9 protein-coding genes and 2 pseudogenes are annotated in these 8,471 nt (G+C 69.6%); 6 read left to right on the forward strand and 5 right to left on the reverse strand.

What is annotated here, in order from left to right; all coding sequences use genetic code 11:
• Positions 1-369 precede the first annotated feature (369 nt).
• Positions 370-578: pseudogene (locus ACSNOH_RS18535) on the forward strand (hypothetical protein); the annotation flags it as partial.
• 181 nt (positions 579-759) lie between these two features.
• On the opposite strand, the gene ACSNOH_RS18540 reads toward ACSNOH_RS18535, so the two are convergent.
• From ACSNOH_RS18540 to ACSNOH_RS18560, 5 genes and pseudogenes are all read right to left on the reverse strand, one after another.
• Positions 760-1,218, reverse strand: a complete 459-nt coding sequence (locus ACSNOH_RS18540; RefSeq protein WP_436722471.1) for an NUDIX hydrolase — start codon at positions 1,216-1,218, stop codon at positions 760-762.
• Positions 1,215-2,045 (reverse strand): DegT/DnrJ/EryC1/StrS family aminotransferase, encoded by an 831-nt coding sequence (locus ACSNOH_RS18545; protein WP_436722472.1) that lies wholly within the window; start codon positions 2,043-2,045, stop codon positions 1,215-1,217. The genes ACSNOH_RS18540 and ACSNOH_RS18545 overlap by 4 nt, the downstream gene beginning before the upstream one ends.
• Before the next feature lie 20 nt (positions 2,046-2,065).
• A complete protein-coding gene (locus ACSNOH_RS18550) occupies positions 2,066-2,467 on the reverse strand; it encodes an aminotransferase class I/II-fold pyridoxal phosphate-dependent enzyme (RefSeq protein WP_436722473.1) in 402 nt (133 codons plus the stop codon).
• Entirely contained in the window at positions 2,464-3,105 is a 642-nt protein-coding gene (locus tag ACSNOH_RS18555) for a Gfo/Idh/MocA family protein (protein ID WP_436722480.1), read from the reverse strand. The genes ACSNOH_RS18550 and ACSNOH_RS18555 overlap by 4 nt, the downstream gene beginning before the upstream one ends.
• A 6-nt stretch (positions 3,106-3,111) precedes the next feature.
• Positions 3,112-3,588, reverse strand: a pseudogene (locus tag ACSNOH_RS18560) (Gfo/Idh/MocA family protein); the annotation flags it as partial.
• Positions 3,589-3,668: 80 nt separating this feature from the next.
• Here ACSNOH_RS18560 and ACSNOH_RS18565 point away from each other — a divergent pair.
• The 5 genes from ACSNOH_RS18565 (at position 3,669) to ACSNOH_RS18585 (ending at position 8,438) form a co-directional block, all read left to right on the forward strand.
• The gene (locus ACSNOH_RS18565) at positions 3,669-5,084 is read left to right on the forward strand and encodes a helix-turn-helix domain-containing protein (protein WP_436722474.1); all 1,416 of its coding nucleotides are present in this window, start codon (positions 3,669-3,671) and stop codon (positions 5,082-5,084) included.
• 406 nt (positions 5,085-5,490) lie between these two features.
• The gene (locus tag ACSNOH_RS18570) at positions 5,491-5,682 is read left to right on the forward strand and encodes a hypothetical protein (protein ID WP_436722475.1); all 192 of its coding nucleotides are present in this window, start codon (positions 5,491-5,493) and stop codon (positions 5,680-5,682) included.
• Between the two features lie 546 nt (positions 5,683-6,228).
• Positions 6,229-6,768 carry an RICIN domain-containing protein gene (locus ACSNOH_RS18575; RefSeq protein ID WP_436722476.1) on the forward strand — a complete coding sequence of 180 codons (540 nt, stop codon included), beginning with the start codon at positions 6,229-6,231 and terminating at the stop codon, positions 6,766-6,768.
• Between the two features lie 250 nt (positions 6,769-7,018).
• Positions 7,019-7,909, forward strand: coding sequence for an RNA polymerase sigma factor SigJ (gene sigJ / locus ACSNOH_RS18580; RefSeq protein WP_436722477.1), 891 nt, complete (start codon positions 7,019-7,021; stop codon positions 7,907-7,909).
• Positions 7,910-7,979: 70 nt separating this feature from the next.
• Positions 7,980-8,438 carry a carboxymuconolactone decarboxylase family protein gene (locus ACSNOH_RS18585; RefSeq protein WP_436722478.1) on the forward strand — a complete coding sequence of 153 codons (459 nt, stop codon included), beginning with the start codon at positions 7,980-7,982 and terminating at the stop codon, positions 8,436-8,438.
• The last annotated feature ends 33 nt before the right edge of the window (positions 8,439-8,471 follow it).

Here is an 8,471-nt window from a genome sequence, read left to right on the forward strand (position 1 = left end):
ACAGACACAGGGACCACCACGCGAGGCTCTGCCCGTCACCGTGCACGAGCGGAACATCCTCGCAGGCGCGGAGAGCACAAGGTGATCAGGGCCTTGTAGGTCTCGTCCTTGGGACCATCCCCGCGTATGCGGGGAGCACACTCGACGACCAGGGCTTTCAGCAGAGCCCAGACCGGTTTTCCACCCACTTGTAAAGAATCAGACAAACCGCATCGATCAGACTCTCGAAACGACTCGCCTACAACCCCAACAACCCAGTCACAACAGCACGTTGACCACACCAGCCACCCAGAAGCCTCGACATCAAGGCTCGCATCCTGGCACAGCCAGAACGGGCAAAGCCACGCGCCCGCCCTGCGGAAACGGCTGGACCTGATGGGCCGCAAGAAGGTCGGCCCCACCGAGATCGACACATCTGTGTTGATCGGCTCGTGGCAGCGCCTGGTCTCTCCGCGCCGCACCTGGAGCCGGGCAGGGTGGCCTGGAAGGCGTACGCGTCCTGTGTGCTGGGGCAGTTCCCTCGGATGCTGCGTCGGCGCGAGGTGTTCGCGAACTCCTCGCATTGGGGTGACCCGCAGCTCGGCCGGCGCGCTATGTTCGCTCAGTTCCCGGAAGGTGACCGTGGAATTGTGTCTTCCCGCCTTGCGGGTTGCTGGCCAGCACACCCCGGATGCGCGGGGGCGGGCGTACTGCACCGGGCCCCGGTCCGCTGCCGCCCGGGAGCGGTGCGGCCGGGGCCCGGCCCGAGCGCGGGGGCGGTCAGGTCACGGTACCCCGCCAGGTGTCCAGGACGGTCCGGACGGCGCTGGAGACCTGTCCTTGCTGGTCGTCATCGGCCCACAGGTAGGCGTCGTGCTCGCTGAGCCGGACGGTCTTCCCGGTGGTGGTGGCGGTGAAGTTGTGCTGCCGGGTGCGGCGGCCCGAGCCGGATCGGTAGTCGAAGTGGCCGAGGTAGTTGCCGACCTCGGCCACGGTCAGGCCGGTCTCCTCCGCGACCTCGCGCCGCAGGGCCTCGAGGAGCGTCTCGCATTCCTCGACACCGCCGGAGGGCAGCTCCCACAGCCCGCCGAGGTAGTCGTCGGCCGGCCGGTGCAGCAACAGCACCCGACCGTCGGGGCCGGCAATGACGGCGCCGACGACGATCTTCTCGATGCCCTCGCGTGTGGCGGTGCGGGCGAGGTCGTCCAGAAGGTCGGGGGTGACGGTCGAGGGGGTCACTGCAGGTCCTTCGCGTGGGTGGCGACTTTGGTGATGGCGGTGGTGTAGGCGTCGGCGAGGTGGATGTCGTCTTCGTGGTGCCACACCGGCAGCTTCAGCGTCGTGGCGTGCATGTAGCCGGCTGCCGGGAAGCCGTCGGCGGGCTGGCCCTGGCCGTCAGCGTAGCCAGGCAACAGGGCCTGGGGGGTCTGGAACAGCGGATGGGTGTGCAGCGGGCACGTGGAGCCGGGGAGGTCAGCCTCGGTGGCGCCTTCGGCGAGCAGAGCGTCGAGGAACTGCTCGATGGGCAGGCCGCCGAGTTCAGCCGGCTCGTAGCGCAGGGGCAGCGCGTACCAGGCGGGCCGCGCCGCGAGTGGTAGGTCCGGGGGCTGGATGCCGGGCACGCCGTCCAGCGCCGCGCACATCCGGGCTGCGACCACTTGGCGGCCGGTCAGGTGGTCCTCCAAACGAGTGAGCTGGGTGCGGGCGAGGGCTGCGGCCAGGGGGTGGATGCGCAGTTTCAGGCCCATGCCGGTGACGGCGAAGCGGGCGAGGGGGTGGGTGGAGGGGATCTCGCGGCGGCATCGTTTGTTGTACTGGCCGTGCAGCAGCACCCGGTAGTACAGCTCGGTGTCGTCAGTGGCGACGAAGCCGCCTTCGCAGGCGGACAGCGGCTTGGGCCCGTTCAGGCTGAACGCCGAGGCGGTGCCGAAGGTGCCGGTCCTCTGGTGGTTCCAGGTGGCACCGTGGGCGTGGGAGCCGTCCTCCAGCAGCATCAGCTCGTGCTCCTCGGCGAAGGACACCAGGGCATCCATGTCCTCCGGCAGCCCCCACAGGTGCACCGCCACCACCGCCTTCGTGCGGCGGGTCAGCCGCCGGGCGGCGTCCTCCAGATCCAGCTTCCGCCGTCGTCGACGTCGGCGAGCACAGGGCGGGCGCCGAGGTGGAACAGCGGGGTGGCGGTGGCGTGGAAGGTGAGCGCCGGGACGATGACCTCGTCGCCGGGGCCGATGCCGGCAGCCGCGTACATCGAGTGCAGCGCGGCTGTCCCCGTGCACGTGGTGACGATGTGCCGGACGCCGAGGTAGGAGGCGAGCGCGTCCTCCAGGTCGGCGACGATGCCGGAGCGGTCGGGAATGGAGACGGCGGTCTCCAGCTGGCGGGCTACGGCCTGGCGGTCGGCCTCGGTGATCGGCGGCCACACGAAGTGCGGTCCCGGGACCGCCATGGCCGGAGTACCACCGAGCAGGGCGAGCGGGGAGTCGTTCATGCCAGGTACTCCTTGGGGTCGGCGGGGCGTTGGGTGGTGGCGGAGGCGTAGGCGGCGGCCAGGAATGCGGCGTGCGGCAGGTGCTCGGCCGGGCCGGAGGGGTTGGCGGCGGTGCCGTCCAGGACGCGGCAGAAGCGGTCGATCAGCACAGCGGGCGGGTACGGCCAGGCCGGCTCGCGCACCAGCGATTCGACGACCTGTCCGGCCGGGTCGATCAGCCGTACGGTGCCGCGCTCGACGGTGAGGGTGCCGTGGGGGCCGGTGATGGCCAGGTGCTCGGTCTTCGGCCCGGCGGAGCGGGAGACCAGCAGGGAGCCGTACAGGCCGGAGTCGTAGGCGAGGTGCACGAGCGCGGTGTCCTCCGCGTCGTACTCGGCGCCCGGCGCCGCGGCAGCCGAGACGGTGGCGAGAACGTGATCGGGCAGGCCGAGGTACCACAGGAGCAGGTCGATGAGGTGGTAGCCCATGTCCGCCAGGCACCCCCCGCCTGCGAGCTTCACCCGGCCACGCCAGCCGGCGGCCGGGTCCTGGAAGTGGAAGGTGTACCGGCCTTCCGCCAGGTACGGGGCGCCGATGCGTTCGAGCATGGCGAGCGCGGCAGGGTAAACGGGGTGGAAGCGGCGCTGGACGGTGACCATGAGCTCGATCTCCGCCTTGGCGCACAGCGCCGCGATCTCGGCGGCCTCGTGCGGGTCAGTGGCGAGCGGCTTCTCCTTCATCACATGCACGCCCGCTTTCGCACAAGCGGCGGCGACCTAGTGCCCGGCGTGGTGCGGCACCGCGACGATGGCGAAGTCCGGCCGCACCTGCTGGAGCAGCTGCTCGACGTCGGTGAAGCCCGGCACGCGATGCGTGTCCGCCACGGCGGCGACCCGGCCGGCGTCGGTGTCGCACACGCCGGCGAGCTCGGCGAGGTGGCACTGGGCGAGGCCGGGCAGGTGATCGCCGGTGGCCTGGCCGCCCAGGCCCACCATGGCAGCCTTCTTTCGTACGGTCATCGCTGACATCCCCCTTCGGATGCACGGCGGCGGCCCGCCGTCCGGGCCGCCCGCGCTTCGAGGACACCTCGACCACGGCGAGGGCGGCAGGGGCGGTGTCGTGAGCCGCAACACCGTTTGCATCCGGTGCAAAGCCCCTGTCCGCAGGCGGCCGCTGCCGCTACGGTGTGCGGCAGCGCACTCCCGGCGAGCGGGGGACGGTTATGGACGCGGGCGCAGCACAGCCGGCGATGGACGGCAGCCTGGGCGAGCTGGTCCGGCAGGAGCGCAGGAAGCAGGGGCTGACACTGGCTCAGCTGGGGAAGCGGGCAGGCTACTCCGCCGCTCAGGTCTCCCGCTACGAACGTGGCATCTCACCCCTGACGGACGTCACCGTGCTGCGGCGCTTCGCCGAGGCACTGGGCATCGCGCCGCAGGCCTTCGGCCTGACCGCCCCGCCCGAGGTCCGGCACGGGCAGTCGATCGGCCCGGCTGCCGCCTACCCGCGCCTGCCGCGCCCTAGGCTGGCGGGGACGCCTCGTCCAGGAGACCGGGAGGACACGGTGCGGCGCAGAAAGCTGCTGGCCAACCTCGCGGTGACAGCCGCCGCGGCCGTCGGCGCCCCCATCCTCCCGAACGGCACGACGCCCATCCGTGACGGCCCTGCCGTCGGCGAGATCCTGGTCACGCGGGTACGGGACGCCATGCTCGGCCTTCACGCCGACACCGCCGTACCGTCCCCGGCCATCCTGCGTGCCGATCTGGCCCGGGCCTTCACCGACTTCCACGCCTGCGCCTACGGCAGCCTCGCCGTACGGCTGCCCCGTCTGATCTGCGCAGCCCACACCCTAACCGGCGAAGGCGTCGACGACGGCGGGCTGCTGGCCCACCCCTACCTGCTGGCCACCCGCATGCTGATCAAACTCGACGAGCAGCAGCTCGGCTGGATGGCCGCCGACCGCGCCCGCCAGGCCGCCGAAGCCACCGGCCAACCGCTGCTCGTCGCCGAGGCCGCCCGCCAGCTCGCCGTCCTGGCCCGCAAAGCCGACTGGCACCAGCAGGCACTCTCCATCGCCCTCGCAGGGCACCAGCAGGCACTCTCCATCGCCCTCGCAGCCGCCGACCACCCCGCCCTGCGCGGCCGGAAACCGACGCTGACGGCCCAGCGTGGCCTGCTCATCCAGTCCGCCGCCTACACCACCGCCCGCGCCGGCGACGCCACAGGGATGCGCGAGCTGACCGCCGAGGCGGCGGCCATCGCACAGCAACTCGGCCCGGCCACCATGCCGCGCGATCACAGCGGCGGCTTCAGTCCCACCACCGTCCAGCTTCACCTCATCTCCGCAGAGAACTCCGCCGGCGACCCCGCAGCCGCGCTCGCCGCCGCGAAGGCAGTAGCACCCGGGAGCCTGCCCACAACCGAACGCCGGGCCCGCTACTACACCGACATCGCCACCGCATTCGCCCGCCTGAGCCGACGGGACGACTGCATCCGCGCCCTCCTGGCCGCCGAACACCACGCCCCCGAAGAGACCCACGCCCGCCCCGCAGTGAAGTCGCTCGTCTCCGGACTGCTGCTCTCCGGACGGACCACCACCGAACTACGAGGACTCGCCGCCCGCGTCGGCGTCCTCACCTGAGCCCTTGCCCGGCTCCTCCCCGTCTTCGACCCCGCCTCGCCACCGCCGTACGGACCGCACGGGCCGATCCCGCCCAGCCGGCTCCCGGCTGCGGGGCCCTTCCCTTAGGTGCCGCGGTGCTGCTCCAAGGTGGGAACGGGCACGGCGACCTTCGATGCGAGCAGTGAGTTCTGGGCTTTTGCGCGAGTTCAGCGGCCGAAGGAGGAGCCGTGGCTGGACGGCGGCTGGTACCGGTACGGCTGGGCGGCTGCCTGGGACGTCGGGCGCTGCTGGCTCGGGCCTGCAGGGCGGTCTCGCGCCCGGTGACTTCGCCAGCGTGCTGCCCGCGGATTGCGGCCGGCCATCGCGGTGCGGAGGTCTTTCTCAGCTTGGACGGCGGAGGCGGTGGCCCGAAAAGGCCGGTGGCATGTTCGCGAAGCTTCTCGGCTGGCGGCGGTGGTCGTCGGCACGCTGGGCGCGGGCGGCGCAGATGTGCGCGGCGGGTGAGCGGTGGCACTTGCTCACGGAAGAACTCGGCGCGGTCCAGTGGTGGATGGTCTCCCACTTCGCCGTCGCCGCGTCGCGGCCAATTGTACGGGCGCGCTGCTCGTCGGTGTAGGCATCGGCCATGCGGCCGCATGCTGCAGGGCAAGGGACCGGCTGCTCGGCCCGGAACGTCCCGGCCAGGCGCAGCGCAACTCATCAGCCGGTCCGCTCTGTGTCTAGAGGTTTCCTGTCGCCTCTGCACAGGAAACCAGAGGAACCGCTGCTGACGAGCACGGAAGACACCGGCTGTGCCGCCGAACCCATGAAGGAGGCTTTCCTGCAGATAGGCGGACAGGGCGGCGGCACGCCCCTGGAGCGGGTTCACCGGCGCTTGTGTCGGCGGTTGGCACTCCGCCCTCCCTTTGCGGTCCCGGCCGACCACGCGAGGCCGATCTCGCCTGGTGCAGTGCTCAAACGATCACCAAGCCGGCAGCCCAGCCGGATGCCAGTTTCCTTCCTATCGGCAGTGGTTTCCTTGGTTTCCCTACGGAAAAGGGGCAGGGGAAACCTTTGCCACCGGGTGTTCTGATTGATCAAATGTCAATCGAACCGATCGTTTCTCGGTTCACGCCCGGCCTGATGCGGACACTGTCAACCATTTTCGTGGAGGAGACTACCTTTGAAGCACGCTGCAAAGATTGCCGCCGTTGCCATAACTGTCGGCTCTATCATTTCCATCTCGTCGGCGCCCGCTACCGCTTCCACGCCCACGTTGGGCGTAAGCCAGGCGGGCGCGAGCCTCACATTCGAGAACGCCCACAGCAGGAAATGTCTTGAGGTGGAGAATTCCGAGAAAGGAAACGGAGCCCGGGTTCAGCAGTGGGATTGCAAGGGCCAGGCAGGGTCGCGCTGGGTAACCTACTCGTTCGGAAATGGCTACTATCAGATAGTCAACAGCAACAGTAACAAGTGCCTGGAAATCGTCAGCTCCCGGACCGATAACGGCGCCCCGGCCCAGCAATGGGATTGTAAACCGTCTCTAGAGAATCAGATTTGGAAGTGGGAAATGGGAGAAGGCTTTGGGAATCGGTTGATCAATAAGCGCAGCGGCAAGGTTCTGGAAATCATAGGAGGTAGCATCGAAAACGGCGCCCGGGCTCAGCAATACGAGAGTGCCCAGGTACCCCAGCAGAAGTGGCGAGTACTGCTGAACGGCTGACGCCACCTCGCACGAGACGGACACCACGGAAGACGGAAAGTGGGCCCGTGCCACGAAGAACGAGGAGGGTGGTAGTTCCCAACGGGACCTAGCGGGTGTGTCAGAAGTCCGCGCGCTTTGCCGCTATGAGATGCCGCCGTCCTACTTCGCCGGCCGGAGCGGACTTGCTCGCTTGTGCGGAGGGGTCTTCGAAGATCGGCGGGTTCGGATAGCTACGCTGGTCCGCACGTCGGAGGAGGTCGCGATCGGTATGGGTGACGGGCACGGGCCCGGGCGGTCTGAGCGGGAGGATGCGCTCGCGGCCGGTTGGGAGCGGCACCGGCCTGCGGTTTTCGGTGTGGCGTACCGGCTACTGGGGAGCGTGGCCGATGCGGAGGACGTGACCCAGGATGTGTGGTTGCGGGCGGCCGGAGCGGATCTGCACGGTGTCGATGACCTGGGGGCCTGGCTGGTGACGGTGGCCGCACGGCGGTCGTACGACATTCTCAAAAGTGCCCGTGTCCGCCGGGAGAGCTACGTCGGGCCGTGGCTGCCGGAGCCGCTGCTGACGGGGCCGGACGCGTCACAGCCGGTACTCGTCGATGAATCCGTCAGTGCGGCGATGCTGCTGATCATGGAAGAGCTGAGCCCGCCGGAACGGGTGGCGTTCGTCCTGCACGATGTCTTCGGTCTCGAGTTCGCCCAGATCGCCGACGTGCTGGACGTCTCCGTGCCGGGCGCCCGGCAGCACGCCTCGCGGGCGCGACGACGGGTCGCCAAGGCCAAGCAGTCCGTGCCGCAGGCGTCGAAGGCGGAGCGCGAACGCGTCCTCGAGGTGTTCCGCGCCGCCTACGAGGGCGGGGACCTGGCCGGCCTGGTCAGGCTCCTGCACCCGGACGCCGTCTTCGTCACCGACGGCGGCGGCAAGGTCTCCGCGGCACGCAAGCTCATCCACGGCGGCGAGCGCATCGCCGAGGTCATGGTGCGGGTGGGACGCCAGTGGCATCCGGACCGCATCGCCTTCGCCGAGGTCGGCGGCGAGCCCGCCCTGGTGCTCTACCGCGAAGGCCGTATCCACTGCGTGGACACCGTCCAGATCACCGACGGTCTGATCACCGCCTACCGCAGGGTCCTCAATCCCGACAAACTCGCGCGCCTCTGAGCTGTCACACCCGCAGGGGCTGCCTCGTCTCCCTGATGAGAAGGCACACAAGCGACGAATCGAAGGAACAATGAACGACCCCCAGCGCGTCAACATCGGCAAGCAGCACCCGGCCCCATACAAGGCCCTCATCGCCCTGTCCCAGGAAGTGGAAGAGGCCGCGGCCGGAGCGGGCCTCGACCCGCTCCTGACCGAGCTGCTGAAGATCCGCGTCTCCCAGATCAACGGCTGCGCGTTCTGCCTGCGCATGCACACCCGCGACGCCCTCAAGAAGGGCGAGAACCCCGACCGGATCGCCGTACTGCCCGGCTGGGAAGAGACCGGCTACTTCTCCGAAACCGAGCGTGCCGCCCTCCGCCTGACCGAAGCGGTCACCCGCGTGCCGGACGGACACGTCAGTGACAACGACTACAACGCCGCCGCAGCCCACCTCACCGCGGACCAGATCTCGGCCATCGCCTGGCTGGCCATCCTGATGAACGCGTTCAACCGCGTCGCGATCACCAGCCGCTACCCCGTCAACAGCTGACCCCGGCCGGCATGGGCACTGGCGGTGATACTG

The organism is Streptomyces sp. URMC 127, from assembly GCF_051386535.1.
GTDB lineage: Bacteria > Actinomycetota > Actinomycetes > Streptomycetales > Streptomycetaceae > Streptomyces.

What these genes read in the sequence shown, in the direction of transcription:
- ACSNOH_RS18555 (WP_436722480.1), bottom strand. Translation starts at nt 3,105, where the DNA reads ATGGTCACCGTCCAGCGCCGCTTCCACCCCGTTTACCCTGCCGCGCTC.
- ACSNOH_RS18570 (WP_436722475.1), top strand. Translation starts at nt 5,491, where the DNA reads ATGTTCGCGAAGCTTCTCGGCTGGCGGCGGTGGTCGTCGGCACGCTGG.
- ACSNOH_RS18565 (WP_436722474.1), top strand. Translation starts at nt 3,669, where the DNA reads ATGGACGCGGGCGCAGCACAGCCGGCGATGGACGGCAGCCTGGGCGAG.
- sigJ (WP_436722477.1), top strand. Translation starts at nt 7,019, where the DNA reads ATGGGTGACGGGCACGGGCCCGGGCGGTCTGAGCGGGAGGATGCGCTC.
- ACSNOH_RS18585 (WP_436722478.1), top strand. Translation starts at nt 7,980, where the DNA reads ATGAACGACCCCCAGCGCGTCAACATCGGCAAGCAGCACCCGGCCCCA.
- ACSNOH_RS18550 (WP_436722473.1), bottom strand. Translation starts at nt 2,467, where the DNA reads ATGAACGACTCCCCGCTCGCCCTGCTCGGTGGTACTCCGGCCATGGCG.